Raw genomic sequence first — 26,701 nt, forward strand, 5'->3', positions numbered from 1 at the left:
GGGCCGCTCGGGCCCCGCTCCCCCGCCGTCCGCCCTGCGCGCGGGCGCACGTGCGGTCTCCCGCCGGTGTCACCCGCCGCCGGGCTCGCTCCCGGTTCCCCGTGCCTTCCGGGCGATGTCCCCGGAGCGCAGGAGCGGCGGGTACATCACCTCGGCCCCGCCGAACCGGTACAGGGCGGCGGGTCGGCCCGCCTCGGCGGTGCGGCGCTCGCCCGTCGGTTCGAGGAAGCCCGCCGTCTTCGTGACCTTGCGCCGGAAGTTGCTGGGGTCCAGGGAGATCCCCCAGATCACCTCGTACACGTGCCGCAGGTCGCTGACCGTGAAGGGCTCGCGGCAGAAGCTCGTGGCCACGGTCGTGTACTCCAGTTTGGAGCGGGCGCGCTCGACCGCGTCGGCCAGGATCGTCGCGTGGTCGAAGGAGAGGCCGAAGCCCGCGCCCAGGGCGTCCTCCACGGGGGCCCAGAAGGCGTGGGCGGCGTCGGTTCCCGCCACCGGGACGGGGAGGTCCGGACCGAGCGCCAGGTAGGCGACGGTGATGACGCGGCCTCTCGGATCGCGGCCGGGGGTCCCGTAGGAGCGCAGCTGCTCCAGGTGGAGCCGGTTGCCGTCCAGGCCGGTCTCCTCCCGGAGTTCGCGGAGCGCGGCCTCGTCCAGGCCCTCGTCGGGGCGCACGTAGCCGCCGGGGAGCGCGCTGCCGCCCAGGAAAGGCTGCTTGCCCCGTTCGACGAGGAGCACGTGGAGGGCGTCGTCGCGGACGGTGAAGATGACCAGGTCGACCGTGACGGAGACCGGGAACCGGGGAACTGCGGGTGGGGCGCTGTGCGTCATTCTGCCAACCTACTCAAGGTCTCCTTGACCAAAACTCGGACTGCCATTATGGTCAAGATGACCAGAAAAATTCCCTACCGATCGAGGACAGTCGGAACCCACGCGAGGAGCCCACGTTGACGGAGTTCATGCTCGGTGTCACCAGTTCGCTGGCCGCCACGGCCGTCACCGTCGGACTCGGGGGTCTGCTGTCCCGGCGTCTGCGCCGGTGGCTCCTGGCCGCGGTCGCCCGCCTCAGCGGGCTCGGAGTACTGCGGGTCCACCGGCACCAGGACGACGCGAGGGCCGAGCTGTCCGGCGAGATCCGCCGGGCGCGCTGGCTCCGCGTCATGGTCGGGCGGGGAAACGAGCTCACCCGGGACGGCTTCGCGCCGTTGTGGAGCGGCGGAGGACGGCCGCCGGACCACGTCCGGGTGCTCCTGCCCGACCCGGTCTCCACCGGGTCCGACCCCTCTGCCTCGCCCGAGGCCGCAGGGGAGGGCCCGGTGGAGCGGCAGGGCTCCGCCGCCGCCCTCCGCGACGGGGGCCCGGCGTCCTGGCTGGACCGGCGGGAGGCGGAGCTGATCTCGCTCGACCCCGGTTTCGGCCGCGGCCTGCTCGCCGAGCAGGTGCTCGCCAACTTCCACTACCTGTCCGAGGCCACCCGGGACCTGGCGAACACCGAGATCAGGTTCTACGAGCTGCCGCACCTGTACCGGATCATCGCCACCGACAATCTCGTCTTCCTCACGCTGTACCAGAACGGGGCACACGGGCGTAACTCCCCGTGTATCGTCGCGCACCGATCCGGGTCCCTGTACGACTTCGCGCTCCGGATCTTCGACACCGCGTGGGAGTCCGGCAGGATCCCCGACGCCGCGTCCGCACCCGGCGCCTGACGGACCCGCGACCGGGGTCCGCGGCTGCGACGGCAGCAGGGCCCCCGCCCGGGTCGCCCCGCGACCCCCTTGTCCCCCATCCGTCCGAGACCGGGCGCCGTGAGGCGCTCCGGAATCAGAAGGAGCCAGTCGTGACCGAACCAAGAGCAGAGCACAACGGGCACTCCGCCCGGCAGGAGGCCGGACCTCCCGGCGGACACCACCCCCACGGTCCCGACGGTCGAACCGGGCCCGTGCCCGAGCCCGTGTCGAGCGTGGAGGCCGCGGCCGGACCTCCCCAGTACGACTCGACCACCCGCCTGAGCTGCGCCGCCTGGACGGACGCGGCCTTCCGCGCCGACGTCCTCCGGGAGCGGCAGGAGAACCCCCACCGCACCCTGGCCCGGGAGCCCGGGCTGGACGCCGGACGGGTCACCGAGGAGTGCCGGAGGGCGCGCAACGTCCGGGCCGCGGCGGGCGCCTGGTTCCTCGGCCTCGCGGTCGGCCTCCTCCTCTTCAACTTCCTCGCCGGGGCGACCGCCCTCGTCCTGTCCGCGGTCCTGGGCGGCGTGGCACGCCACCGCGCCCGCCGGGGGTCGACGGCGCGGTTGGGCTGCGTGGCCTGGGTGCTCATCGTGGTGGTCGGCTCCGTCGCGGTGTTCGCGCTCCTCGGCGCACTGCTGGAACCGTTCACCGGCTCCGACGATCCTTTCGGCTCCTCCGGCGGGCTCTCCCAGGATGCGGGCGACGTGGGGCTCGGCGGCCTGATCCCGACCTGGCTCGCCTTCCTCCTGCTGCTCTCCGCCGTGGTCGGCCTCGGCTACTGGGTGCGGCTGAGGACCAACACCGCGCTCCAGGCCATCCGGACAGGGGCGGGACGCCCGTGGAAGGGCAGCGGTGTCGGTACCGTTCCGGTGGCCTTCTACAGCGAGTTCACGCCCTTCGTCGGCGCCGGGGTGTCCTACGATTCCTGGCCGGTGACGCTCAAGCTCCTCCCCGCCGCGACCGTCGACGAGCGCACGGCGCCGCCACGGGGGCATGGCGGACCGGCCGGGGCCGCTGGTGCCGCGGGCGCCCCCTACGGCTCGGACACCGGGGAGGCGGGCGAGGACGCGCGGGACGCGGACGGGACCGGTCCCACGGTGGTGGGCTCCGCGCTGATCGAGCGCCTCTACGGCAGGCTGCGCGTCGAGATGCCCCTGCTCTCCGGTACCGAGGGCACCCGGACCACCACCCGGCGCGAGGTCGAGGTGGCCGACTGCGTGTTCCTCCCCGGGGTACGGCAGGACGACGTCTCGGTTCTGGCCCCGGTCCTGATCGACACGGACCGATGGGCACTGCGGGAGGCGTGGGTCAGCGGATTCGTCGAGGCCTTCCACGAGCGCGCCCGGCACTTCCTGGAGATCGGCGTCAGCATGTGGGAGAGCCAGGTCGTGGTCACCGTGTTCGTCAGGCTGACCACCCAGGGCGGGCTTCTGCACATCGAGGGCGAGACCGTGGTGATGCCGCCGATCTCCCCCGACCACCAGGTCCCCTACGGTCCCCTCCCCCTCGGCTCGGACCCGGCCGACGTGGGACGGCTGCTCTGGGCCTCGGTCCGCGGTGTCCCCGAGGACCTCTGGGCCCTGCCGGCCGAGGCTTTCGCCTGGAACAGGTCCCGGGCAGCCACCGACGCGAACAACCGGCTGTACTCCTGGGCCCGGGTCAACCAGGACTTCTTCGACTACTCCCCCCGGATGGGCGTCCGGGAGCGGTCTGCCACGACCCGGCTGGACCAGCTCTTCCAGGCCCACGACATCAGGCGCGTCACCGCGGCCGTTCCGGAGAAGGTACTCGTCTGCGTCCGGGACGTGCTGCGGGAGACGGGCTACAGCACCGAACAGGTCGCCCAGATCCTCCAGAACATCAACAACAACTTCGGAAACCAGGTCTTCGGCACGCAGAACGCCGACGGCATGAACTTCGGCTCCGGCAGCACCACCGTCAACAAGGGGGCCGGGCAGGGGCCCGGCGGCGGCAGGGGCGCCGCACCCGCCTCCGGGCCCGCCGTCTCCGGCCGGGGTTCCGGGGCGGGCAGGGGAGGCTCCGGCCGCCCCGCCCCGAGGTAGGCCCTCCGTTCCCGGGGCCGCACCCGTGCACGGGTGCGGCCCCGGACGCGGGCACACACGCAGGCAGAGTCACGGATGAAGGTGTGGAGACAGGAACATGGGCGACATCAACCACGGCAACCAGGTCTACGGGACGCAGAACGCCGACGGCATGAACTTCGGCTCCGGCAGCACCACCGTCAACAAGGGGCCGGCCGCGCCCGAGCCCTCGGCGGCGGCGTCCGGCGGACGGCACGCCCGACGCGGCCCGGTGGCGGACGCGGTCGTGGTCACCGCGATCGACAGTGAGTACGCGGCGGTGGCCGCGCACCTGACCGGCCCGTTCGAGGAGCACGGCGAGAACGGGACCCTGTACCGGATCGGCACGCTCAGCGGGGACCGCCGGTCCCGCAGGGTCGCGCTGGTGCAGGTCGGACCGGGCAACGTGGACGCGGGGGTGTCCCTGGAGAGGGCCCGCACGGCCTTCGCCCCCGAGGTCATCCTGTTCGTCGGGGTGGCCGGCGGCGTCAAGGACGTCCGGCTGGGCGACGTGGTGGTGGCCGACGCCATCTACGACTACGAGACCGGCAAGGAGGACGACGGGGACTTCCGTTCGCGGGCCAAGACGGCGGCCCCGTCCCACGCCGCCGTGCAGCGGGCCATGGACGTGGTGTTCCGACAGGAGTGGAACCGGCGTGCGCTGACGAGCCGCCTGCCGGAACCGCCCAGGGCCTTCGTCAAGCCGGTGGCCTCGGGGAACAAGGTCGTGGCGCACCGGGACGCGCTCACCGCGGAGCGGCTGCGGAAGCACTGCGGCGACGCGGTCGCGGTGGAGATGGAGGGCTACGGGTTCCTGCGCAGCGCCTACCTGTCGTCGGGGACGCACTCCCTGGTCATCCGGGGCGTCTCGGATCTGCTCAGCGGTAAGGACGAGGCCTCGGACACCCTGTGGCAGCCGATCGCCGCCGCCCACGCGGCGGCCTTCGCCGCCGAGTTCCTCGACCTCTTCGGCTCCGAGGGGTAGGGGCCTCCGGTCCCGGGCGCGGGGACCAGCCCCGCGCCCCGGACGGCCGGTACTTGGCAACGGTGCCCTCGTGCCGTCCGCTCCGGTCGGCCTACTGCAGGCCCATGACCCCACTGCTTCCGGAGTGGTCGATGTAGGAGACGGCGACGGCGCCCGGCACGACGACGGTCTCATCCACCTCCATGGAGGCCTCGGAGTCCCACGAGAACGTGACCGGCACGGTCTCCTCGAAGCCCTCGAAGGCGGCCAGTTCCGTCTCGCCCGCCCCACCCTCGAAGAGGTCTCCCATGTGGAGCACCCCGCCCTCCAGCCCGACTGTCTCGATATCGCCCTGAAGTGCGTTGATGATCGCCGTGCCCGCACCGGCCCGGCTGTCGCCCAGGCTCTCCCGCACCTCTCCGCCGGACTCCTGGATCCGGTAGCCGCGCGTACGCCCGTCCCACATCCCCACGAGGGAGCCGTCGTCGCTGGACCAGAGGACTTCTCCCCCGTCCAGGGCCTCGACGTCACCCGTGTCGGCGTCGATGACCTGCCCGACCTGTTCGTAGGGGTAGTAGGCCGTGACCATCCCGCTCTCGTGGACTGTGAGATCACGTTCGTGTGCGTCCCCGGGGAACATGCCCATCGGTGCCTCGGTCCGCCACAGTTCGTCGCCCGTCGCCGGATCGAACCCCGCGAACCCCGACGCGAACTCCTGCCCCTCGGTCATCTCGACAGGGGCCTCGTCCTCCGGCTGCTCGTAGCACGTGAATGCCGCCACCAGGACGGCGTCCGTCGCAGCGGTCCGGTCGACGCTGCCGACGTCATCGCATCCGGCCACGTTCGGAACAGTCCAGGCGGGCGAGTCGCTGCCCAACTCATGGGCCACCAGGGTCTCGTCCTCCTCCACGGTGATCCAGTGATCACCTGCGACGCCGGACAGTCCGCCCCTCACGAGCCCGGACGCGCTGTCCCCGTCCCGCAGTTCGTAGTCGTGGACGGACTCACCCGTGGAAAGGTCGACGACGATCATCCTCGGCTGCGTCTGCGGGGCATCGGGGTCCAGGACCTGGAGCACGAAGTACCGCCCCTGGCCCGCCACCGCACCGAACACCTCGCTTCCAGGTACCCGGTGCTCCCACATGACGCCGCCGTTCTCCCCCGAGAGACCGATCACCCCGTCGTCCACCACAGCGGCGACACCGCCGGGAACGGCATGGACACCGGCGAGGTCGGCGACACCCTCGGGCGCCTCCCACGTCCACGCGACGCCGCTGACGGAGCCCGGCCGTTCGAGGTCCGCGATCTCCTCGGGCGACCCCGACGAGCCACCCGATCCGTCCTGGCCCTGACCACCGGTCGATGCGCAGGATGTGAGTAGAAAAGCGGCCGCCGCAGCGACGGCTACCCCGTGTCTCATCAAGGAGTTCCCTTTCGGAATCGCGATGTACCAGCAGCAGGCCCGAACCCGGGACACCGGTCCCTGACACGCTCAGGAGCGGGGGCACTCACTGGTAGGCGACCAACTGCGTGGGCTCCGACGACCTTCCGTCCACCAGCACAACAGCGCCGGGAACCTCGACCACCTGCCCCGTGAACCTGTCGAAATAGTCGTCGGCGCCGATCGGGAAACCGGCGTCGAGCACCTCGGTCTCAGCGGCGCCCCACGGAGTGAAACCGAGGGTGAGCCCGGACGAGGCACCGCCCTCCTCCAGGAACTCCACACTGACCAGACCGTCACCGAGAGGGAGGACGTCCTCCTCGCTCACGAGGGACCCGCCCGAACGGGAGAGTTCGACGGACTCCACCGTTTCCAGATCCGACCCGAGCAGGTCGTACCGACCGCCGGCCCCGGAACTTCCGTCCCACGCCAGGATGTCGCCACCGAACATCCCCACCACGTCTTGCGGAGTGCTGGCAACGATCTCCCCGGCAGAGGCATCGATGACGTGTGCCTCAGGGAGCTGCACCCCCTGGAGGACGACCGCGTCTCCCTCAAGGGAGATCGAGGTCACGGGGAAGGGGCCCGCCGCCTCGTAGGTGAACTCCTCCCGCCAGAGCTCGCCACCGTCCCCAAGGTCCAGGCCGACGACCGCAGTGGTCACCTCCATGGACTCCTCTTGCTGCTCAGGGCTGCACGTGACCAGGACCGCGAGCACTGACTCGTGCAGCAGCGCGTCGACCTGCTGGGCTGGAAGCCCTGGTGCGGCCTCGCACTCCAGTGATTCCTCCTGCTCCCACCGCAACTCACCGGTCCCCACCTCAGCAACCGAGATCGGACGGAACTCCTCTGACACGCCGGCCGGACGGGACACCCGCTCATCGCGGCTGACCCGCCACAGGCCCCAGGGCGCCGTGTCCTCCAGGACCCGGAACTCTCCCTCTTCCGCCCCCGTGGCGGCGTCGAGCACCACGCTCTCCTCAGGAACAGCGACATCCTCGGCGCCGTGGGCGACCAGGAAGGCCGAGCCGTCGACAGTGCGGGTCGCAGTGAACCTCGCCCCGGTCGGGGCCAGGTGGCTCCAGACCTCATCGCCGGTCTGCCCGTGCAGGACCACGACCCCGGTGTCCAACACGACCGCCGCCCCGGCCGGAACGGGCTCCACCCTCTCGATCGTGCGGCCTTCGGGTGCCTCCCACTCCCATCCGATACCGCTCACCGACGCGACGGCCGACGGCTCCGGGACCTCTTCCGCGCCTTCCGGATCGGCGTCCCCGCCGGGGAGCGAGCAGGAGGTGACGAGCAGGGAGAAGGACATCACCACAGGAACAGCGGCCGAGACGCAAAAGAGCCTTCTGCCTGCGGACACCGCATTCCCTCCACCGGACACCGATCATCCTTTCTCCCCGAAGGGCACCTCTTTGCACGGCCCACTGGAACAAGGTCGGGCTAGGAGAAGGTCTCCTCGACTTCGACCAGAAGAGCCGAGACGTCACCGGGTGCTCCCACCGTCCACTGACGGGGATTCTGCACGACCTCACCGTCGATCAACAACGATTCATCGATGTCATCCATGGAGAAGGGGACACCGTCCTCCTCGACCAACCACCGGACGGCGCTCAGGAGAACGTGGTCGTGCATATGCGCTCGGGGAACTGAGTGCAGGACGAGCTCACGGGGTGCCACCTCGAAGTCCTCCAGGAGCTCGGCCGCGTACTCGCCCACCCCCGGCGCGCTCCGCCAAGGCTCGGGGACGAACGGTTCCACTCCATTCGTCTCGCTCCCGTACACGAAGAGGAACTCACCGCTCAAATCCTCGGCGAGCATCCGGGAGACCGGGTCGTCCGTGCCTCCCGGAACCGTGTGCTCATGCACCACGTTGACTCGGGGCGCTTCAGCGCCCGTCCAGGTCTGCTCCCAGAACGGTTCTCCCGTACCACCGTCGAGCATCGCGGCGTGAGCCGTGCCGTCCTCCTCGCAGGCGTAGGCGATCAGCAACTGGATCCCGGCAGCCGCGAAATCGATGTCCTCTGTCTCCCCGGCGGAGCACATCCCGGCAAGGCTGTGTTCCCATGCGATGTCACCGTCAGAGATCTGCCGGGCCCTCAGCACGTCCCAGGATTCAGCCGTCACCCATACGTCGCCAAGCAACTGGCCCTCCCCCGGAACCGGCTCACCCCTGTCGATGTAGGACTCCAGGGTTCGGCCCCGGTCTGCGTCCAGCACCGTGACCCGCTCACCTGACACGGGCCCCACATCGGCTCCGTACCGCAGCAGTACAGACTCTCCGGTGCTCGCCACGGACACGTCACGCACAGGCTCCGAGATCTCGTGACACCAGGCCTCCGCTACCGGATCCACGCCGAAGGAGCCGACCTGGTCGTCGAACAGGGCGAGCACCCCGGAACCGGTGGCCAGCAACTCCGTTGCCGGCCCCCGCGGGTGGTCCGCCAGGAACTCCTCCACCGCCCCCACCTCAGCCATGGTGAACGCGCCACGTGCCTCGTCAGCGACCTCGGGATCCGCCACCGTCTCCCCCTGAGCCGCGCACCCGGCCCCCAGTACCACCACGGCGATCCCGGCAGCCGCATACGCCCAGGGGTGCAGGCGCCCCGGACATCCTCTAGCGCAGTCCGATGACACCGCTCCGTCCTTCGCCGTCGGTATAGGAGACCGCAACAGCACCGGGCACGGACACAACGTCGTGGACCTCCGTCCTCTGCGCATCCCAGTCGGCTGTGATCTCGGAAGCCCCCTGAAAACCGGCGAAGTAGGCCAGCACCGGCGCATCCTCCCCTCCTTCGACCTCCTCCGCCAGGTAGAGGACTCCGTCCTCCAGACCGAGGAACCCACCGCCGCTGACGGTGGGCGCGGGCGCGGCACCGGCCTCCTCCGTGAAACTCGCGAGAACCTCACCGGAACGTCCTTCGTGTCGGTAGTCCCTGGACTCGGCGTGCCAGACCCCCAGTTCGGAGCCGTCGGAATTCGACCACAGGACGTTGTTCCGTCCGAGATCCGTCACGTCACCAGTGGAGGGGTCGGCCAGCTGACGGACCTCTTCGTAGGGGTACTCGACGACGATCAAACCACTGCCCTGAACTGTCAGCACCCTGCTGTGGGAGTCTGCTGGGAACAATCCGGCCTGGCCCTCGGACCGCCACAGCTCCTCACCAGTGGTGGGATCGATCCCCGCCAGCCCTGAGACGAACTCCCGTCCCTCCGTCATGTCGACCGGATCTTCGCCTTCCGGCTGCTCGTAACAGGTGAAGGCGGCGACCACGACGTCTTCGAGGACCGCGAGGTCATCGACGGATCCGACAGCCGCACACGCGGCCAGGTCGGCCGTGGCCGACGACCACAGGACCTCGCCGTCCTCCAACTGGTGGGCGGTCACCCCCGCCTCGTCCTGGACGACCCAGATGTCGCCCGTGACGCCGCTGAGAGACTCTCCGATCTGCGGGGCGAAGCCGACACGTTCAACAGCCTCGACATCGCTGGAGTCGAACTCGCGCACGATCTCGCCGGTGCCCGAGTCGAGAACGGTCAGCTCCGTCCCTCCCGTGCCCTCCCCGGTGTCGCCTTCCGACCGGAGCACGACGTGACGGCCGTCGTCGGAGACGTTTCCCGAGACCTCCCCCTCGGAGATCCGGTACTGCCAGAGCTCCTCACCGGTCTCCCCTGACAGGACGACGACTCCGGCTGCTTGGAGGACCGCCACGCCGCCGGGTACCGGGAACACCGCAGACCGTGAACTGTCTGGCGCAGCCCAGTCCCACGCGATCTCACTCACGGCCGACCGGTGTTCCAGCTCCACGACGGATTCCGTGACCTCGTGCCCTTGGGAAGAACACCCGACGATGAAAATCGGGAGAAAGAAAATAGAGAATCGAATTCGCACGGATCTTCCAGATCGATCGAGCCAAACCATGTCGTGTTCCACTCAGTTCTCAGGCCTCCACACGGAAACCGACTCCCATTTATCCCCGGTCCTGTCAAACGCACTCAAGTAGTTGTGAACCGCATTCGCCATACTCCCCTCACCGTCCAGCCATGGCCTCTCATCCAAGCTGTCGAATACCGTCTGGAAGGTGCCGTCCGAATTCTTCCCATCCCATTGAGCATGATCCACAGGGACATACCGACCCCCTCCATCGTCTTCCCGCACCGCCCCCAACTCCACGAGATCATCCATAAGATCAGGATCTGCATTCGCCGCAGCAGAGATAGCAAATCCCATCAGCTTCTCATCGTGAGCCCAATCCTCGATAACGGGAACCCGGGTCTCCTCGGGATTCTCGGGAATCGACAGGGATTCCTTGGCAGCAAACTTTGCCATCTCGACGACGAAGCCGGACACATTCCTATCCCCAGCCAAGCCACCGATCACATCCACAGCCGCACCCGTCACCTTGTTATGGTACGCGGCAGCATCGTTATGCACATGCGAACGAATCGCACTTTCATTCAACAGCGCATTATCGACGAGCCCCTGCAGACTCCCCGAAAGGACCGTGGGAGTATGATCCCTTTCACCGCTACTGTTCGCATAATTTTCCATACCCTCCGCCGTGTGCATGGACACCTCCCCGTACACCCGCGCAGCAGCATCCGGGTCTCCCATAATGAACTGGGTGAATGCCAAACGACTCTCTGCCGAGAGCTCAACGCGACCGAGTTCTTCATTCCAACCGTGGCCAACATCCTTGTTTCCCGGAAGCCCGTCCGAGTCCGAGAACTCGTCCATGTAGGAAATAAAGATATCTCCGAAGCCATCGGCCAGCTGCCCGTTCAGGTAGCCAGCCGACACGTCCATCCAGAGAACTTCCTCTTCCGAATCCCCACTGCCCACTTGTTCATTGATATTATGGCCGGTCGCAAAAATGGCCTCCTGGAACTCAGGGGTCTCCATCGTCGCCATCAGGCTCGCCAGAGCGGTCCCCCGGATCTCGTCGGTGACCTCACCGACGTCCACGCCCCTACTCTGGCCGATCCAGTCGGTGATGCCACTCACTGCAGCACCGTCGTCTTGCCAGTCGTGGGTGTAGAAGGTCTCCAGGATCTTCTCCGGGGTGAGGTTCCCGTGGCTCTCGTGGTGCTCGAACTCGTTCCCCTCGAAGTCCTCGCCCGTCAGGATGATGTAGTTCGCCTCGTCGTTGCGCGAGGCGACCTCGATGACGTTCTGGAAGTGCTCGTCCCCGGGCTCGCCGGCGGCGAAGTAGGGGATGTCGAGCGTGGCGGCCACGGTCCCCATCAGCGTGGTGGAGAACTCCGTTCCGCCCTGCATTCCGGGCCCGGCGCTGTCGAGGAAGTTGCTCAACGTCGTGAAAGGCTCGCCCCAGTCGCTGTAGGCGTCCATGAAGCCGTAGGCGTCCGAGTCGTGGTGGATGGAGTTCACATCGGGGAAGTCGGGCACGTCCATGACGTCGACGACGTCCTGCGGAAGCCGGTCCATGCCGCCGCCGATGTTCTCGTCGGAGAGCACGAGCATGGAGTTCGCCAGATTTCGGTTGAGGTCCTCACGGAGCGAGTCGCTGATGTGCTCGCTGGAGTTCACCTGGTCCATGAAGGCAAGGAAGCCGGGGTCGTCACTGTTGACGGCACTCAGATCACCGAAGAGCGTCTCCAGGAACTCGATCTCACCGTCCAGGAGCTGGTCGCCGTTCTGCTGGGCGGTCTGTGCGCGTGAGACGATGTTCCCGATGAGGGCAAGGTACTCGGGGTGGTCCTCCAACGCCTCGATGCTTCCGTCGTAACCGTGGAGGACCGCGTTCTGGATGTGGATCGCGATCGTCTCGGCCTGGCTCTCGTCGACGTAGAAGTAGTCCAGGTCATTGGTGGTGTAGAAGCCGATGAGGCCGTACTCCCCCAGATGCCCGCCCTCGGCCAGGGCACGGATGTTCTCGGGTGTCGGGCCTCCTCGCAGATTCTCCTCGGACACGTCACATCGGGTCTCCAGCTCCCGCCACGCTTCTGCGGCCTTCTCGTTGTGGTAGGTGACGATCGGGTTGATGACGTTCGCTGCATCCGGATCGCTGGAGTTCGCCACTTCGGTTTCGAGGCTTTCTTTGAGTGCCTCGATCCTGTCCTCGTACCACTGGACGTCCGTACTGACCTTGTCGAGGACGCCGGAGGCATGAGTACACGCCATCATCGCGCTGCTCCAGGAGGAGTGGTTCTCCTCGGCGGCACTCCTCAGGCCTTCCCCGATCAAATCCGTGAACTCGAACCCCACCGGCTGGGTAATGGTGTTGTACTCACCTGATCGGCCACTGATCGTGGCATGCAACTCGTCGAAAGTGGTTCTGGCAGTTGCGACAGCACCTCGGTCGATGTCGCATTCGGTATAGGTGAGCGTGGCCAAGGAGTACTCCAAAAGCTGGGGGCATAGGGGATCGCGTGCGGGATACGCCTAGAAGGGCTGGGGGCCGTTGATGGGGATGTGGTACTCCTCCGCCGCTTCGATGTCCGTCACTGCGGCTTCGTAGGAGCCGTCCTGGATGTTCTCCGCGAGGGTCCTCGCGTGCTCCTTGACGTCGACCATGTGCTGCGTGTGGTCCGCCCCGAAGGAGCCCCATCCCGTGACGCCCGGAGCGGGGCTCACCGCGCTCTTGGCAGCCTGGACCGCCTCGTCGAAGTCGGTCGGTAGATCCCGGAGCCGGGCCGCCGCATCTGCCGAGGCCGAACCGCCCGCATAGGCGTCGTCCGCGTTCACACCAGTGCCGCCGGACACAGGCTCACCCACTTCTCTCTTCTGGACTGCGAATACGTTCCGGCACAACCGGAAGACCCAGTCGTATTCAGCCGATTACCGGCATCCAAGATATCCAGGCACGGGGGCAGGTCGGGCAGTCACTCCCCCTGACCTGGGGCAAGACGCCCGAGGTGACCGGAAGTGGTCAGAGGGATGGCGAGGACGGCAGCGGAAGCGCGTGCAACGGTGGAGGGGAGGGCCTTCGGCGCAGCGCTCCCCTCCCCCTGGCTCCCGCCGGGTCTGGGGGATGTCACCCGGTGGTGCGGGGGTCGATGACCGCCCACACGGTGAGCGGGTGCCCGGGGGCGCCGGACCAGCCCCACTCGGCGGCCAACCGTTCCACGAGGCGCAGGCCGATACCGTCCCCCACTTCGGGGATGCCGTGGGGTGCGTCCGCGGGGGCGCCGTCGTCGGTCACGGCGACCCGGAAGAGCCCTCGGTCCTCCTCCATCTCCATGCGCACCCGCCCGCACGGCCGCCCCGAGGCGCTGTGGCGCAGGGCGTTCGTGTGGAGTTCCGACAGGACGGCGATGAGCGGGTAGGCGCGGTCGTAGCTGAGCCTGGTCCCGTTCCAGCACCAGTGCCGTGCGGAGGCGACCTGTTCGGGCAGCGACCCCCAGCTCACCATGCGGACTCCTGGAAGGCGCGGCGGAATCCTCCTGGGGAGTTCCGCCCGCCTCAACGCCCCGCCGTTCCCCTGACCGTCGTTCATCGCTGCCACTCCCTCGACCTGCGCTTCGCCGTCGTTCGTCAGCTTGGCAACGGGTCGGGGGCTCCGCCTCACCCCATGGTGTTTCCGTGAAAGTCCATTCGCCCGGATGGAGTTCTCGCGAAATTCCATCGGGCGAAAAGAAAGAACGGTAGTACCGTTTTGTCCATTTCGGATGTGCAAACATCAGGCATGACGAAGGCGAGCACAGATATCCGTGAGCGGTGGGGCGCGATTCTCAAGGAGCGCAGGGACGCCGCCAGACTGACCCAGGAGACGTTGGGCCGGGCCCTGGGGGTGAAGGGTTCGGCGGTGTCCAACCTGGAGTGCGGCCGGACCTCCCCGACCGATGACGTCCTCGCGACCCTGGACGATGTCCTCGGCACCGGTGACGAACTGGCGAGGCTGTGGGACGACCTGTCCAGGGCGGGCAAGATCCCCTGGCTGGGGCAGATGGAGGATCTGGAGAAGAAGGCCGCCTCCATCCTGGAGTTCCATCCGTTCCTGGTGCCCTCGCTGCTCCAGACGTCGCGCTACGCGATGGCGGTCATGCGCGCGGGCACTCCGTGGGAACCGCATGCCAAAACCGAGGCGAGCGCGGGAGAACGCATCGCCCGCGGTGAGCGCTTCCAGAACGCGGAGACCCCCGTGATGATGGTGGTGATCGGCCGTGCGGTTCTGATGGATCCCATCGATTCCGGGCCGATCATGCGGGAGCAGCTCCGGCACATCCATGGTCTCGCCGAGAGTGAGCGGATAACCTTGCAGATCACGGGCGAACCCCTGCATCCCGGGCTGGTAGGACCGTTCAAGGTGCTCGATCCCTCCCCCGACCGGGAGATCGTGTACGCGGAGTCGGCCTACAAGGGCCAGTTCGTGCACGACGCCGACGCCGTGGGAGAGTTCAAACTGAGGTTCCACCGCCTGCAGGCAGCGGCCATGACTCCGGGACAGTCGCTGCGGCTGGTCGAAGAGACGATAGAGGGATTTCCGCTATGAGTGACGTCCAGTGGCACAAGAGCAGCTACAGCGGGGCTTCGCACCAGGACTGCGTCGAGGTCGCCGAGGGCCCGGCCAGCACGCTGGTCCGCGACACCCAGAACCGCGACCTCGGGCACCTCAGTTTCGGTAGCCCCGTCTGGTCCGGCTTCCTCGCGACCCTCAAGGGCGACCGCTAACCGCCTTCGCTCCACGACGGCCTTCGTCCCAGTACCTGGGAACGGGGGCCGTTTCGCGTTCCTCGTCCCAGGAGAACCATTCGCCACTTTCGCGAAAAAAGTTCCGACCCCCGCCCTCACCTGGGAAAAGCGGGTCCGCGCAGAATTTTTCCCCACCACTTCACCGAAACCCCGCCCTCTCCCCACCCCCTCCCCCTACTCTGGCCTCGAACACACAACTCAACCCACAAATGGCCCCGCGACGGATAGAACCGCCCGGGGCCGTGGCCAGCAACTACCACCCTTTACAGACAAGGATTGCCAGCATGCGCCAGTTTAGCGCTGCCCTTCTGAGCCGTGCCCTCCGCCCGCTCACGGCCCTCCTCGCGCCGCCGCGCGGACGCCACGCCTCCCCCGCAGGACTCCGTCGCCGCAGGTCCACCCGTGTGCGCCGCTACGCCCCCGTTCCGGCACCGGTCGAGGCCACCACGCCTCCCCCGCAGGTCGAACCGGCCGCCGGGCGTCCGACACCTCTCCTCCCCGCGCCCCGCCCCGTGGTCCAGCGCGCGTGGCTCCCCTCCGACGACCCCGCCTTCGTCCGGCCCTACTTCGAGGCCCACGAACGCGAACTCGACCGGATCCAGGCCGAGGCGACCGCACGCATCCACCGCTGGTCGGCGAGGGCGATCCCGCCTCCCGGTGACCTTCTCGCCGCCGAGCCCCGCACCGCCGACCCCCGCGCCGCCGAGCCCCGCACCGCCGAACCCCGTGCGGCCGACCCCCGCGCCGCGAGTCCGGTTCCGATCACGGTCCCCGCCCCGCGCGCACCCTCCCCCAGCTGCGACGACCCCGACGACTGGCGTGCCTTCACCCGCCTGACCCGCGTCTGGCTCGACCAGCAGACCAGGAAGGACGTGGCCGCATGACCCCACCCCCATCACCGTGATCTTGTACTTATAGCCCCTCTGGAGCGTCGAGATCGGCTATAAGTACAAGATCATCCGGCGCAGAGGCCCTCACGCCACACCGGCAACGGGTCCGGTCTGCCCTTCAGAAAAGGCCGGTCGGCCGTCCGGAAAAGGCCGATCGGCGCTCTAGAAGGGGCTCTTGGCCCCGGTGAGCTCCAGGCTCGCGTTCCACAGGGCCTCGACCGCCTGGCCGTCGTACGCCTGGTCGTTGGCGCGCCTCTCGGTCGTCCCGTTGAAGAAGCGCCCGGTGGTACCGGCCAGCTCCGGGGCTGAGACGAGCCGGCGGGTCGCCTCGACCCCCTGCTCCAGGGTGTCGACACTGTGGTCGGTCATGTCCCGGATGATCTTGGTCGGCATGAAGGTGGCGGGGTGCAGGCTGTTGACCGCGACCTCGTCGGCGGGCAACCGCGCGGCGAGCTCGAACCCGGCCATGATCTGGGCGAGCTTGCTCTGCCGGTACGCCCGGGTGCCGTCGTAGTCGCGCTCCAGCATCAGGTCGTCGAAGTCGAGCGCGGTCTGGCCGAGGGAGGCCACGTTGACCACGCGGGCCGGGGCCGAGGCGCGCAGCAGCGGCAGGAGTTCGAGGGTGAGCAGGAATCCGGCGAGGTGGTTGACGGCGAAGCGCAGTTCGTACCCGTCGGCGCTGGTGCGGCGGGTACGCCCGTCGGGCTCCCCGGCCCCGATACCGGCGTTGCTCACCAGGACGTCGAGGCGGCTCTCCGAGGCCCGGATGTCGGCGGCCATGCGGCGGACCTGGTCGAGGTCGGCCAGGTCCGCGACCACCGTGCGCGGCCTGGCCGCGCCGTCGGCCCCGATCCGGTCGGCGACCCGGTCGAGTTTGTCCTGGCTACGGCCGTGCAGGATGAGGTCGGCGCCGTCGGCCGCCAGGGCCTCGGCCAGGCCCAGACCGAGTCCGTCGGTGGCGCCTGTGATGAGGATGGTGCTGGAACGGGTCACTGCGGTTCTCCTGAATCGCTCGCTGTACCGGCGGGGTGGTGGCGTCCGCGTGAGTGGCGGCGGGGCCGTCGTCGGGCTCGTCTCCTCCGGGCTGCCGTGCGCCCGGAAGCCGCACCCATAAGGTATCGAACACCATATCGAGCCCTGTCGACCCGACGGCGGAACACCGCGCCTCAGGTCCCCCGCCTCTCCGGTCCACCGCGTCGACGAGCACCACCGGACCGATCCGGTGCTCCCCGCAGGAACACGCGAGGGGCGGAACGCGTGTGCGTCCCGCCCCTCGGCGTGTCCGTCGCGGTCGGTGCGACCGGCCGCTTACGTCGCCAGCGGGGACTCCACCGGCAGGGACGTGTCCGTGGCCAGGTCCAGCGCCGACGGCGGCAGACCGGCGGCGACCACCTCGGCGCCCAGGGCGGCGATCATCGCGCCGTTGTCCGTGCACAGGCGGGGGCGCGGGACGCGCAGTTCGATCCCGGCCTCCTGGCAGCGCTGTGCGGCGAGTGCGCGCAGGGCCGAGTTCGCCGCCACGCCGCCGCTGATGACCAGGGTGCTCACCCCGTGCTCGACACAGGCGTCCACGGCCTTGCGGGTCAGCACGTCCACCACCGACTCCTGGAAGGCGGCGGCGATGTCCGCGACCACCAGGGGCTCGCCCTGCCGGTCGGCGTCCTCGACGTGGCGGGCCACGGCGGTCTTGAGACCGGAGAACGAGAAGTCGTAGGTGCCGTCGCCCCACTTGCCGCGCGGGAACCGGATGGTCTTCGGGTTGCCGCGCTGGGCCGCCTGGTCGATGGGCGGACCGCCGGGGTAGGGCAGTTCGAGGAGCCGCGCGACCTTGTCGTAGGCCTCGCCCGCGGCGTCGTCCACGGTGTCGCCGAGGGACACCACGTCGGTGGCCAGGTCGTTGACCAGCAGCAGCGAGGTGTGGCCGCCGGAGACGAGCAGGGCGATCGACGGCTTGGGCAGCGGGCCGTGCTCCAGCTGGTCCACGGCCACGTGGCCGACCAGGTGGTTGACGCCGTAGAGCGGTTTGCCGAGCGCCATCGAGTACGCCTTGGCGGCGGACACGCCCACGAGCAGGGCTCCGGCCAGGCCGGGGCCGGCGGTGACCGCGATCGCGTCCACGTCGGACAGCTTGACCCCGGCGTTGTCCAGCGCCCGCCGGACGGTCGGCGTCATCGCCTCCAGGTGCGCGCGGCTGGCCACCTCGGGCACCACCCCGCCGAAGCGAACGTGCTGGTCGACGCTGGAGGCGACCGAGTCGCCGAGCAGCTCACAGCCGCGGACGAGGGCCACGCCGGTCTCGTCGCAGGACGACTCGATCCCCAGGATCAGCGGCAGGTCACTCATGGGTCCCCTTCTCCACGACGCGTCGCATGACGAACGCGTCGGCCCCGTTGTAGTAGCCCCGGCGGACACCGATCTGCACGAAGCCGAACCTCTTGTACAGGTCCTGGGCGCGCGGGTTGTCCGAGCGCACCTCCAGGAACACGTGGGTGGCGCCCCGGGCGGCGGCCTGGTCGAGGAGTTCGGTGAGCAGCGCGCTTCCGATCCCCTTCCCCCAGGCCTGCTCGGACACGGCCATGGTCTGCACGTCACCCTCCGGGGGGACGAACCGCAGCCCCGCGTACCCCACGACGGTGTCGCCGGTCTCGGCGACCACGTAGTGGCGGGTGGGTTCCGCCAGCTCGTCGCGGAGCATGGCCTCGCTCCAGGCGTCGAGCGGGAACAGGGCTCGCTCCAGCGCGATGACCGCCGGGACGTCGCCGGTGGTCATCGGGCGCAGCCGAACGGCGGGCGCCCCCGGAGTGCCGGGGGCCCCGCCTGTTCCGTCGTTCACTTCACCCACTGGCGCACCTTCTTCGGGGCTCCGGGCTCCACCGCGTCCGGGCGGCGCAGGTAGAGCGGGTTGGGGTCGGGGAGCTCGGCGCCCTGGGACAGGCGCAGCAACGCCAGTTCGGCCATGGCGGCGGCGTCCGGGTGCAGCGGCTCCGGGGCGTCCGCACCCGCGCCGAAGACGTCCGCGTACATGCGGGCGCCGTCGCCCACCAGCGGGAGTCCGCCGGTGTCGAGCTCGGCGGGCCTGGCGACCTGGACCTCGCCCACGCGGGTGAGGCGGTCGTCGTAGCGCGCCCAGAACACCTCCTTGCGGCGGGCGTCGGTCATCGCGAGGAACGGTTCGGTGCGCCCGGTCGCGAACGCGAGCGCGTCCAGGGTGGTGACCCCGTGGCAGGGGATGCCGAGCGCGTCGGCCAGGGCGTGCGCGGTGGCCAGCCCGACCCGCAGCCCCGTGTAGGGGCCGGGGCCGATCCCGACCGCGACGGCGTCCAGGTCGGCCAGGGTGATGCCGGCCTCCTCGGTCAGCCGCTGGAGAGTGGGGCTGAGCAGCTCGCCGTGGCGGCGGGCGTCAACGGAGGAGGCTGCGGCGCGCAGGGTGAACGCCCCGTCGGGGGCGCCCTCCCCGATCGCGGCGGTGACCGCCGGGGTGGCGGTGTCGAAGGCCAGGAGCAGCACGGGTTTCCGCCTATCCGCGCCCGGCGTCCGAGCCGGGCAGGTCGTTGGGAGCGTCGGCCGGGGAGTCGTCGCCGGGGCGGGAGCCGTCGGCCGGCGCGGCTCCGGGAGGCCCGTCCTGCACGGGGGGCGGGCCGGACGGGGTCCCGTGGGGCAGGTCGGCCCGGGCCCACCGGGCGCCGACGGCGCGCAGGTGCACGGTGCGGGTGTCGTCGCGGTGCCGTTCGATCCGGATCTCCAGGCGGTCCTCGGACAGCTCCTCGGCGACGCCCTCGCCCCACTCGACCACGGTGACGGAGTCGGGCAGGGTCATGTCGAGGTCGATGTCGTCGATCTCGTCCGGTCCGCCGAGCCGGTAGGCGTCCACGTGCACGAGGGCGGGTCCGCCCACCAGGGACGGGTGGACGCGGGAGATGATGAAGGTCGGGGAGGTGACCGACCCGCGCACGCCGAGGCCGGCGCCGAGGCCCTGGGTGAGGGTGGTCTTCCCCGCGCCGAGCGGCCCGGACAGGATCAGCAGGTCGCCGGGGCGTGTGAGGGCCGCGAGGTCGCGGCCGAGGGCGCGCATGGCGTCGTCCGTGGCGGCGGTGACCTCGCGGACTGTGGACACGGTGGGTGCTGTCACGTCTGTCATCGGGCTCGCAGCTCGTCTTGGGATGTGGTCGGTCGGTGTCCGGGCACGCCGGGTCCGGGGGCGTTCCGGAGAGGACGTGCCGGTCCGCGCGGCGTCGCCCGCGCGGGATCGGTCCCGCCGGGGCGCCCCTGCGGCGGGGCGTGCCGGAAGTGACCTCTTCACCCAGGTTAGGCGGGGTGGGGGACGTCTGTGACCGGTTCTCCGTGTCCGGTCAGGATCCTTCGCCGACGTACTCGCGCGGGACCCGGGGGCCCACCCTGGTGACGATCTCGTACGGGATCGTGTCCAGGACCTCGGCCCAGTCCTGCGCGGTCGGGACGCCCGGGGTCTCACCCGGGTCGCCGAACAGTACCGCGTACTCACCGGCCTCCACCCTGTCGTCCCCCACATCGAGAACGAACTGGTCCATGCAGACTGTTCCCGCGATGGTGCGGACGCGCTCTCCGAGGAGGACGGGGCCCTTGTTGGTGGCGGCCCGGGGGACGCCGTCGGCGTAGCCGAGCGGAACCAGGGCCAGGGTGGTCTCGCGGTCGGTGACGTAGCGGTGGCCGTAGGAGACCCCGCTTCCCGCTCCCACGCGCTTGGTGAGGGCGACGCGGGAGCGCAGGGTCATGGCGGGCCGCAATCCGGGCAATGAGAAATCGGGGATTGGGGACAGGCCATAACTCGCGATCCCGCCGCGCACGAGGTCGAAGCGCGTCTCGGGGAGCGTGAGCAGCGCGGCCGAGTTCGCGATGTGCCGGACCTCGGGGGTCAGACCGACCTTGTCGGCGATCTCCAGCGCCTCGTGGAAGTTGGAGAGCTGGAAGGCGATCGAGGGGTGGCCGGGTTCGTCCGCGCAGGCGAAGTGCGACCAGATCCCGGAGACCCGCAGGTGCCCGTCGTCCTCCGCGCGGGCGGCGACCTCGGTCAGCTCCGCCCAGTCCGCCGCGCTGACCCCGCCCCGGTTGAGGCCGGTGTCGATCTTGAGCTGGACGCGGGCGGTGCGGCCGAGGCGGCGGGCCTCGGAGACGACCGTGTCCAGGACCGCCCGGTCGCTCACTCCGAGGTCGATGTCGGCCTCGACAGCCGCGCCGACGGGCTCGCCCGGGGGGATGATCCAGGCCAGGACCGGGGCGGTGATCCCGGCCCGGCGGAGTTCGAGGGCCTCGCCGATGAGGGCCGTGCCCAGCCAGGTCGCGCCGCCCGCGATCAGGGCACGTGCGGCGGGGATCATCCCGTGTCCGTAGCCGTCTGCCTTGACCACCCCCATCAACGGGGTACCGCCCGCGTGCTCGCGGAGCAGGCGTGCGTTGGAGGTGAGCGCGTCGAGATCGACGCGAGCGTGCGCGAAGTGAACCATGTCCCCAGTGTTCCACGTGTGGGTTACCCGTGTGGAGCTGCGGGTATGTGGCCTGCGACCGAGTTCGGACGTATCGGTCCCATGCTGATTTACACCGAATGACCAGGAACGTCGCTGTTTTTCATGGTCACTCGTAGTAAACGGAAGGATGCAGGGTATGACCGGCCTCGACGCCGTATCTGGGGGTACCGGCATGACCGAGTTCGGAAGTGAACGACCCGTCAACACCACGCGTCTCTGGTCGGGTGGCCTCGCCACCGCGGTCGTCGCGGCTCTGGTGATCTTCGCGGGCGCCCTGGTTTTCCGAGGGGTGTTCGATGTCCCGGTGCTCGCACCGGAGGAGGCGGGGAACCTGGGCGACGCGAGCACTGTCGCGTACGCGCTCATGGCCGCGGTCGCGGCCCTGCTCGCCACCGCCCTGATGCACCTGCTGCTGCTCTCGGCCCCGAAGGCGGGGACCTTCTTCGGCTGGATCGTCGGTCTGGCGACCGCGATCGCGGCCGTGACCCCGTTCAGCCAGGGTGCCGAGATGCCGAGCCAGATCGCGACGGCGCTGATCAACCTGGTCGCGGGAATCGCGATCATCACCCTGCTGCGGAGCGTGGGGCGCGCCTCCACGCTGAGCAGGCGGAGCGCCGGAGTGTCTCCGACGGCCCAGAACACGCAGGCCGCGCAGACGCCCGGAGCGACCGTCACCCCCATCGGGGAGACCCCGCCGCGCCCCGGCGACGAGCAGGAACACGTGGTTCCCGCTCACCCCGAGGAGCCCGCCCTGAAGCACGAGGGCATCCTGCCCGACGTGAGCCAGGAGGAGTACCACCGCACCCAGGTCCGCGCTCAGGACCAGGACGCGGAGGAGGAGCAGGCCAGGGTGGAGATCATCAGGGAGGAACGGGCCCGACAGGACCCGTGAACCCCGGAGGCGCCTCCCGACAGGGACGTGTGGAACAGAGATAACGAGTGATGAGGGGCGGAGCCGATCGGCTCCGCCCCTTCCGCGTGGCCGCTCCCGGCCACGCGCGCGTGTCCTGGACCACAGTCCCGGGAGGGGCTCCGGCTCAGCTCCCGCCCGCTGTTCCCCGCTGAGCTCGCACGATGCCAGTCGCACACCCACAGACCCGTGCCCGCGGGAAGACCACCGCCTCGCAACCACTCCACTCGGGTGTCGGTGGAGCACGCTAAAAAGGAACTATGCCTACATTCCGTGCGTCATGTATGCCGGATGGTGAGGGCTCGTCCTAATGGTCGGACGGGCCGTGAGGAGTCCGGCCCGCACACGTGGAGAGGGGCCGAACGCCTCGCGAGAGGCACGACGATCCCGGCGCCGCGGAATCCGCGCGCCCTCCCCGCGTCCGACGCGGTGACGTACCCAGGAGAGGACCGCCGGTGAAGTTCGACCACGTGGCCCCCGATGACGACGGCGGGGCTCCGGCCTCCGGCGCCCGGTTCCAGGAGGAGGACCGGGCCCCGGCGACAGAACCCTCCCTGCCGCTCCACCTGCTCAGGCTCCAGCGGTCCTCCGAGTACATGCGTCTGCGTTCCCGCGCCGACTTCGCGCGGGTCCGCCCGGCGCTGAACCGGTTGCTCCACACCGTCGAGGTCGCCCGAGCCGAGGCCGCGCCGGGCCCCGAACCCGATGCCGCCGACGCAGCGGAGGTCTTCCGTCCCGAGAGCTTCCGTGCGCGGACCCGCCCCCGACCCGACCCACCCGCGACCAGTGACCGGAGGACACCATGACCGCCTGGGACATCCAGCCCTCAGAGGTCGGCACCGTGCTCACCACCACCATGTCCTACCTCGGCGAGGAGGGCGGAGGCGACGGCCTGTTCGGTGACATGGAGACGATCGAACGACGCGTCACCACCCTCAGCACCCACATCAACAGCACCCCCATCGGGATCGCCCTGGGCGAGTTCGCCGGACACTACTTCGGTCTCATGGGCGACATGCTCGCGCTGACCTCCAACGCCGTCCGGCAGACCAGCGAGGCCACCACGGCCTACGTGGAGGGCAACCAGACGATGGCGCTGGAAGCCCAGCAGAACGCGGGTGTCATCCCCGACCCGCCCCCGCCCCCGCCCGGCCCGGGTCAGCACGCGCAGATGGTCTGACCCCTCCCCCAACCTCCCCCGGCCCCGCCACCCCGGAGTACCCCCGTGCCCCCAGCGCCTGACGTGTCGACCTCGACCACGCCCCTGACCACCGATGAGCAGCTCGACATGCTCACCGACGGCGACGAGAAGATCAGCCCCGCGACCTTCCCGGTCCCCGCTCCCTCCCCCGACTACATCGAGACCCTCGCCGCCGATCTGCGCACCGCCGGCCAGTCGGTGGCCGACAACGGGAACGACATCAACTCGTCCTGGGGTGCGCTCACGTCCAGCTACAAGGCCCCCGAGGCGGAAGAGCTCCACACGGTCCTGGGCCCCGTGGCCCGCGACGGCGACGATGTCCTGACCGGTCTGAACAACGCCGCGAACGCGCTGGAGAACTTCGCCGAGGACCTGCGTGACATCAAGCGCCGCTGGTCCTCCCTGCGCACCGAGGCCTACACGTTCCGGGCCCGCATCGACGCGAAGGGCGACGATTGGCGCGACGCCGAGGGCGTGGCCGGGTTCTTCGGCATCGGCGAGAGCCCCGACGTGGCGGAGAACAGCCGCCTCATCAGTGAGGGCACCGGCATCATCGAGGACTACGAGGCGGCCGAGCGCGACTGCGCCAACCAGGTCAACCACTTCGTCCTCGACCGCACCAACTTCGAGGCGATGCCCTCCGGCGGGGGCGACCTGGACCCCGACGTGTTCTACCACGGGTACGAGGACAGCCTGTCGGACCTGGCCGTCGAGTGGGACATGGGCGGTGCCACCACCAACGAGCACTGGTGGGTCGACGCGGGCGCGGCCGTGTGGGACTTCGGGGTCGGAGCGGTCGAGGGCACAGGGGCGATGCTGGGCATGCACAGCTCCGAGGGCTGGTTCCAGGCGTCCTGGGGCGACGCCCTGTGGGAGTACCACGAGGGCAACGTCCAGTCCGTGGCGTCGCTGGTGGGAATGTACGACGGCGAGTCCGACAGCTGGGGCTGGGCGGGCGGGGATTCGCTCGGCTCCGCGTGGAAGGACCTCGCCCACTCGGTCGTGCCCTGGGAGGAGTGGGGCGAGCGGCCCGGTTACGTCATCGGCACCGCCGCGCTCAACATCGTCTCGATGGTCGGCGGCGCCGCCCTGACCGCGACGGGCGTGGGCGCGGTCGTGGGCGTACCGCTGATGGCCTGGCGCGGCATGGCGATCGTCGACGGGATGGGCGGCGGGCGCGGCGGATCCGGCGGCGGGTCGGGGGTCGACGTGGACGTGAGCCTGCCACCCGGCATGCCCAACTACGGCGGGCTCAACTCCCCGATCGCGAGCCTGGACATGAGCTCGTTCAACCGGGGTGACTACAGCACCGCGCAGTGGACGGAACTCCAGGGCCACATCGACCGGTGGAGCGCCTCCTCCGGCGGTGGCGAGACCTCGGACCCCGGCGGTCGGCCGGTCGCACCCGGTCGGCCCGCGCAGGCGCGGAACGACCGCGACGGGCAGGACCCCGCCCGGCCGGTCGATCCCACCACCCAGCAGCTGGCCGAGAGCGAGGCGTTCTGGGACATCGTGGACCAGCCGGAACTGGCCGAACTCGGTCGTGAGACGGCGCGGGACAACCAGCCGCGGATCGAGGAGGTCGACCGCGAGAACAAGACCGCCCCGGGCGGCGGGCGCGGTTCCTGGGAGGCCAACCAGATCGAGCCGGACCGCCCGAGGGGCCCGGAGGCCGCCGGTGACCGGGTCCCCGCCGGCGTGGGCGGACGGGGCGACGACACCCTGACCGCCGAGCGCAGTGTCCCCGCCTCGGTCCCGGACCGGACGGTCAATCTGACCGACAGCACCGGACGCGGATCCGACGGGGACCGTATCGGTGAGCGTGACTCGCGTACCGGTCCGGAGTCCGGGAACCGGAATGGGGACGGCCCCGAGAACCGGCGCGGCGTCCCGGCCGACCGGCACGGCGCCGACCTGCGGGACCGGACCCCGACCGTCCGCAACAGCGCGGAGGGCGACGGTCCTCCCAAGGGCAACCCCTCCGGCGGGGACCGGGACGGTACCCGTGTCGACGCACGGACGTCCCACACAGACCCCGACGGCAGGAACGGCACGGACCGGCCGTCCTCGGACTCCAGGACGCACCACGATGCTCAAGACGGCGGACCCGTCCGCCCGGCTTCCAGCCCCGACTCCCCCGACACCCAGCGAGACGGCGGCAAGGACGACCAGTCTCCACCGGTCCCCGAACGGAGCAGGCCAACGGGACGCCCGATCACCCCGGAAAGGGCAGCACTTCAGGAGAAGGCCTACGCACTGCTGCGAGGCATGGACCTCGGCGACGGCTCGGACTTCGTCCGCAAGTTCGTCGACGTGGTCAACACTCACTTCATCGACTCGCCAGCGAACAAGAGAAGCCTCCTGCGGGAGGCCTTCTACGAGAAGCGCGGGCACAGGTTCAGAGCGGACACCATAGTCAATGGCGAAGTCATCCCTCCCCTCATCTGGGATGGGTCAGCGGGCAAGTGGACTGCAAGGGAGGCTCTCCCACCCCCGGCTCCCCCCAAGTACCTCGGGAGCGCGATCAGCGGAGTCAGAGTAGGAGCCCCGGACGGCATCAGAAGGACTCTCGACAACCTCGCAGACATGCGAGCCAAAGCCATCGAGAGGTTCAAACCCTTCAAAGAGAAGGTCCTGAGATACAAAGCAGCACACAAAGCTGATCCCACCGAGCTCAACACCAGGAAACTCACTGAGGCGCGCGCGGAACGCAAGCCTTACTTCAGAGATGTCACGAACAGGTCGGAGGATTTCGGAGAAGAGGCGGCGAAACAAGCAGTTCGGGAGAACTTCGACGGAACCAAGGAAATCGAGTACCACGAACCAGCCAAAGACACTGCCGGGAATGCCCGTCCAGGCGATCAGGCGGACGGTTCACCCAGGAAGAAGATTCACCTGCCCAAGCTCAGGGAATCAACTCCCGAGAACCCGAACCCCATCGACTTGGAAGGGCTCGGCCCTGGGAACGGCAACGACCAGTTCGACCAGATCTGGGAGATCGACGAGGCCGACGGTGGCGGATTCGTCGTCGTAGAGGCCAAGAGCAGCCTGAAGACCGAGCTCGGAGATAGAGTAATCACCGACTCCAGGGGCACGCTCAAGAGAGTGAGCCAAGGCACCAGGGAGTACTTCGACGACATCCTTCAGGAAATGGAAGACCGAGGAGGAAAGGAAAAGAAGCTTGCACGAAGAATCAAGGAATCAATGAGCGAAGACCCAACAAAAAACAGGGTGCACTACGTAGAAGCGAAGGGAAATCCCCAAGGCGGAAAATACGAAGGAAATTCCCTGAGACTTTTCGACAACCGAAAGAGAAATTAATCA

23 protein-coding genes and 1 pseudogene are annotated in these 26,701 nt (G+C 69.3%); 10 read left to right on the forward strand and 14 right to left on the reverse strand.

Annotated elements, in window-relative coordinates; all coding sequences use genetic code 11:
• Window positions 1-69: 69 nt before the first annotated feature.
• Window positions 70-828: an NUDIX hydrolase gene (locus Q8791_RS04395; protein WP_330090265.1), complete on the reverse strand. Its 759-nt coding sequence runs from the start codon at window positions 826-828 to the stop codon at window positions 70-72.
• Window positions 829-944: 116 nt separating this feature from the next.
• Here Q8791_RS04395 and Q8791_RS04400 point away from each other — a divergent pair, with 116 nt between their 5' ends.
• The 3 genes from Q8791_RS04400 (at window position 945) to Q8791_RS04410 (ending at window position 4,796) form a co-directional block, all read left to right on the forward strand.
• A complete protein-coding gene (locus Q8791_RS04400; protein WP_330090266.1) occupies window positions 945-1,706 on the forward strand; it encodes a hypothetical protein in 762 nt (253 codons plus the stop codon).
• Between the two features lie 131 nt (window positions 1,707-1,837).
• Window positions 1,838-3,793: a hypothetical protein gene (locus Q8791_RS04405; protein ID WP_330090267.1), complete on the forward strand. Its 1,956-nt coding sequence runs from the start codon at window positions 1,838-1,840 to the stop codon at window positions 3,791-3,793.
• A 97-nt stretch (window positions 3,794-3,890) separates the two neighbouring features.
• Window positions 3,891-4,796 (forward strand): 5'-methylthioadenosine/S-adenosylhomocysteine nucleosidase family protein, encoded by a 906-nt coding sequence (locus tag Q8791_RS04410; protein WP_330090268.1) that lies wholly within the window; start codon window positions 3,891-3,893, stop codon window positions 4,794-4,796.
• 91 nt (window positions 4,797-4,887) lie between these two features.
• Here the strand turns inward: Q8791_RS04410 and Q8791_RS04415 are convergent, their stop codons facing one another.
• The 7 genes from Q8791_RS04415 to Q8791_RS04445 form a co-directional block, all read right to left on the reverse strand.
• Complete coding sequence (locus Q8791_RS04415) at window positions 4,888-6,195, reverse strand: outer membrane protein assembly factor BamB family protein (protein WP_330090269.1); 1,308 nt, start codon at window positions 6,193-6,195, stop codon at window positions 4,888-4,890.
• A gap of 88 nt (window positions 6,196-6,283) precedes the next feature.
• Window positions 6,284-7,534 (reverse strand): hypothetical protein, encoded by a 1,251-nt coding sequence (locus tag Q8791_RS04420; RefSeq protein WP_330090270.1) that lies wholly within the window; start codon window positions 7,532-7,534, stop codon window positions 6,284-6,286.
• Window positions 7,535-7,665: 131 nt separating this feature from the next.
• Window positions 7,666-8,745, reverse strand: coding sequence for a hypothetical protein (locus tag Q8791_RS04425; protein WP_330090271.1), 1,080 nt, complete (start codon window positions 8,743-8,745; stop codon window positions 7,666-7,668).
• A gap of 94 nt (window positions 8,746-8,839) precedes the next feature.
• Window positions 8,840-10,156 carry an outer membrane protein assembly factor BamB family protein gene (locus tag Q8791_RS04430; RefSeq protein WP_330090272.1) on the reverse strand — a complete coding sequence of 439 codons (1,317 nt, stop codon included), beginning with the start codon at window positions 10,154-10,156 and terminating at the stop codon, window positions 8,840-8,842.
• The gene (locus Q8791_RS04435; protein WP_330090273.1) at window positions 10,157-12,577 is read right to left on the reverse strand and encodes a TPR repeat region-containing protein; all 2,421 of its coding nucleotides are present in this window, start codon (window positions 12,575-12,577) and stop codon (window positions 10,157-10,159) included.
• Window positions 12,578-12,625: 48 nt separating this feature from the next.
• Window positions 12,626-12,958 (reverse strand): hypothetical protein, encoded by a 333-nt coding sequence (locus Q8791_RS04440; protein ID WP_330090274.1) that lies wholly within the window; start codon window positions 12,956-12,958, stop codon window positions 12,626-12,628.
• Window positions 12,959-13,217: 259 nt separating this feature from the next.
• Window positions 13,218-13,595 carry an ATP-binding protein gene (locus tag Q8791_RS04445; protein ID WP_330090275.1) on the reverse strand — a complete coding sequence of 126 codons (378 nt, stop codon included), beginning with the start codon at window positions 13,593-13,595 and terminating at the stop codon, window positions 13,218-13,220.
• Between the two features lie 273 nt (window positions 13,596-13,868).
• Between Q8791_RS04445 and Q8791_RS04450 the strand changes: the two genes are divergently transcribed.
• The 3 genes from Q8791_RS04450 to Q8791_RS04460 all read left to right on the forward strand — a co-directional run bounded on the left by Q8791_RS04450 (window position 13,869) and on the right by Q8791_RS04460 (window position 15,759).
• A complete protein-coding gene (locus tag Q8791_RS04450; RefSeq protein WP_330090276.1) occupies window positions 13,869-14,675 on the forward strand; it encodes a helix-turn-helix domain-containing protein in 807 nt (268 codons plus the stop codon).
• Window positions 14,672-14,854, forward strand: coding sequence for a DUF397 domain-containing protein (locus Q8791_RS04455; protein ID WP_330090277.1), 183 nt, complete (start codon window positions 14,672-14,674; stop codon window positions 14,852-14,854). The genes Q8791_RS04450 and Q8791_RS04455 overlap by 4 nt, the downstream gene beginning before the upstream one ends.
• A 305-nt stretch (window positions 14,855-15,159) precedes the next feature.
• On the forward strand, window positions 15,160-15,759 hold the full coding sequence (locus Q8791_RS04460; protein WP_330090278.1) for a hypothetical protein: 600 nt from the start codon (window positions 15,160-15,162) through the stop codon (window positions 15,757-15,759).
• Window positions 15,760-15,927: 168 nt separating this feature from the next.
• On the opposite strand, the gene Q8791_RS04465 is transcribed toward Q8791_RS04460, so the two are convergent.
• From Q8791_RS04465 to alr, 6 genes and pseudogenes are all read right to left on the reverse strand, one after another.
• The gene (locus tag Q8791_RS04465; protein ID WP_330090279.1) at window positions 15,928-16,758 is read right to left on the reverse strand and encodes an SDR family NAD(P)-dependent oxidoreductase; all 831 of its coding nucleotides are present in this window, start codon (window positions 16,756-16,758) and stop codon (window positions 15,928-15,930) included.
• 315 nt (window positions 16,759-17,073) lie between these two features.
• Window positions 17,074-18,108 carry a tRNA (adenosine(37)-N6)-threonylcarbamoyltransferase complex transferase subunit TsaD gene (gene tsaD / locus Q8791_RS04470; protein ID WP_330090280.1) on the reverse strand — a complete coding sequence of 345 codons (1,035 nt, stop codon included), beginning with the start codon at window positions 18,106-18,108 and terminating at the stop codon, window positions 17,074-17,076.
• Complete coding sequence (gene rimI, locus Q8791_RS04475) at window positions 18,101-18,535, reverse strand: ribosomal protein S18-alanine N-acetyltransferase (RefSeq protein ID WP_330090446.1); 435 nt, start codon at window positions 18,533-18,535, stop codon at window positions 18,101-18,103. The genes tsaD and rimI overlap by 8 nt, the downstream gene beginning before the upstream one ends.
• Before the next feature lie 59 nt (window positions 18,536-18,594).
• Window positions 18,595-19,272: a tRNA (adenosine(37)-N6)-threonylcarbamoyltransferase complex dimerization subunit type 1 TsaB gene (gene tsaB / locus Q8791_RS04480; protein WP_330090281.1), complete on the reverse strand. Its 678-nt coding sequence runs from the start codon at window positions 19,270-19,272 to the stop codon at window positions 18,595-18,597.
• 130 nt (window positions 19,273-19,402) lie between these two features.
• Window positions 19,403-19,903 (reverse strand): annotated as a pseudogene (tsaE, locus tag Q8791_RS04485) (tRNA (adenosine(37)-N6)-threonylcarbamoyltransferase complex ATPase subunit type 1 TsaE); the annotation flags it as partial.
• A 211-nt stretch (window positions 19,904-20,114) separates the two neighbouring features.
• Window positions 20,115-21,245: an alanine racemase gene (gene alr, locus Q8791_RS04490; RefSeq protein ID WP_330090282.1), complete on the reverse strand. Its 1,131-nt coding sequence runs from the start codon at window positions 21,243-21,245 to the stop codon at window positions 20,115-20,117.
• A 193-nt stretch (window positions 21,246-21,438) separates the two neighbouring features.
• On the opposite strand from alr, the gene Q8791_RS04495 reads away from it, so the two are divergent.
• From Q8791_RS04495 to Q8791_RS04510, 4 genes are all read left to right on the forward strand, one after another.
• Entirely contained in the window at window positions 21,439-22,158 is a 720-nt protein-coding gene (locus tag Q8791_RS04495; protein ID WP_330090283.1) for a DUF6069 family protein, read from the forward strand.
• A 473-nt stretch (window positions 22,159-22,631) separates the two neighbouring features.
• Entirely contained in the window at window positions 22,632-22,982 is a 351-nt protein-coding gene (locus Q8791_RS04500) for a hypothetical protein (RefSeq protein ID WP_330090284.1), read from the forward strand.
• Window positions 22,979-23,356 (forward strand): DUF6507 family protein, encoded by a 378-nt coding sequence (locus Q8791_RS04505; RefSeq protein ID WP_330090285.1) that lies wholly within the window; start codon window positions 22,979-22,981, stop codon window positions 23,354-23,356. The genes Q8791_RS04500 and Q8791_RS04505 overlap by 4 nt, the downstream gene beginning before the upstream one ends.
• Before the next feature lie 63 nt (window positions 23,357-23,419).
• Window positions 23,420-26,698 (forward strand): hypothetical protein, encoded by a 3,279-nt coding sequence (locus Q8791_RS04510; RefSeq protein ID WP_330090286.1) that lies wholly within the window; start codon window positions 23,420-23,422, stop codon window positions 26,696-26,698.
• The last annotated feature ends 3 nt before the right edge of the window (window positions 26,699-26,701 follow it).

It is taken from the genome of Nocardiopsis codii (genome assembly GCF_036327455.1).
GTDB lineage: Bacteria > Actinomycetota > Actinomycetes > Streptosporangiales > Streptosporangiaceae > Nocardiopsis > Nocardiopsis codii.

What these genes read in the sequence shown, in the direction of transcription:
- rimI (WP_330090446.1), bottom strand. Translation starts at nt 18,535, where the DNA reads ATGACCACCGGCGACGTCCCGGCGGTCATCGCGCTGGAGCGAGCCCTG.
- Q8791_RS04460 (WP_330090278.1), top strand. Translation starts at nt 15,160, where the DNA reads ATGCGCCAGTTTAGCGCTGCCCTTCTGAGCCGTGCCCTCCGCCCGCTC.
- Q8791_RS04395 (WP_330090265.1), bottom strand. Translation starts at nt 828, where the DNA reads ATGACGCACAGCGCCCCACCCGCAGTTCCCCGGTTCCCGGTCTCCGTC.
- Q8791_RS04450 (WP_330090276.1), top strand. Translation starts at nt 13,869, where the DNA reads ATGACGAAGGCGAGCACAGATATCCGTGAGCGGTGGGGCGCGATTCTC.
- Q8791_RS04410 (WP_330090268.1), top strand. Translation starts at nt 3,891, where the DNA reads ATGGGCGACATCAACCACGGCAACCAGGTCTACGGGACGCAGAACGCC.
- tsaD (WP_330090280.1), bottom strand. Translation starts at nt 18,108, where the DNA reads ATGAGTGACCTGCCGCTGATCCTGGGGATCGAGTCGTCCTGCGACGAG.
- Q8791_RS04420 (WP_330090270.1), bottom strand. Translation starts at nt 7,534, where the DNA reads ATGTCCTTCTCCCTGCTCGTCACCTCCTGCTCGCTCCCCGGCGGGGAC.
- Q8791_RS04495 (WP_330090283.1), top strand. Translation starts at nt 21,439, where the DNA reads ATGACCGAGTTCGGAAGTGAACGACCCGTCAACACCACGCGTCTCTGG.
- Q8791_RS04455 (WP_330090277.1), top strand. Translation starts at nt 14,672, where the DNA reads ATGAGTGACGTCCAGTGGCACAAGAGCAGCTACAGCGGGGCTTCGCAC.
- Q8791_RS04415 (WP_330090269.1), bottom strand. Translation starts at nt 6,195, where the DNA reads ATGAGACACGGGGTAGCCGTCGCTGCGGCGGCCGCTTTTCTACTCACA.
- Q8791_RS04445 (WP_330090275.1), bottom strand. Translation starts at nt 13,595, where the DNA reads ATGGTGAGCTGGGGGTCGCTGCCCGAACAGGTCGCCTCCGCACGGCAC.
- Q8791_RS04505 (WP_330090285.1), top strand. Translation starts at nt 22,979, where the DNA reads ATGACCGCCTGGGACATCCAGCCCTCAGAGGTCGGCACCGTGCTCACC.
- alr (WP_330090282.1), bottom strand. Translation starts at nt 21,245, where the DNA reads ATGGTTCACTTCGCGCACGCTCGCGTCGATCTCGACGCGCTCACCTCC.